Here is a 263-nt window from a genome sequence, read left to right as displayed (position 1 = left end):
AGCTGAGCGCTATAAAACCATCTGGCGGATACTTGCAAGATATTCTTACGCAGATCCGAAGGTCCCCGAGATCAACGAAATCCTCCCCCTACCTCCAGCCAAGCTACCGGCCTGGGACGGCAAGTTGCAGTGGCTCGAAGCCCGACTGGCCAATGTCCCACCGAAAAAGCCTAGCGAGGTGCTGATTCGGCAGTTGGCCAAGGCCAAGCTCCTTGAGCCGGCGACCGGCAGGGCCATGCCCGGTTCCCCCGCGTTCATCAAGG

At 59.7% G+C, this 263-nt stretch carries 1 protein-coding gene; it reads left to right on the top strand.

Features of this window, described 5'->3' with window-relative positions; genetic code table 11:
* Positions 1 to 263: DUF6396 domain-containing protein (locus ACM6IP_RS00040; protein WP_414860654.1), on the top strand; the 263-nt coding region annotated here is incomplete at both ends.

This window comes from Pseudomonas sp. IT-P176 (assembly GCF_949767245.1).
Taxonomy (GTDB): domain Bacteria; phylum Pseudomonadota; class Gammaproteobacteria; order Pseudomonadales; family Pseudomonadaceae; genus Aquipseudomonas.
This window is presented reverse-complemented; position numbering and strand designations above follow the sequence as displayed.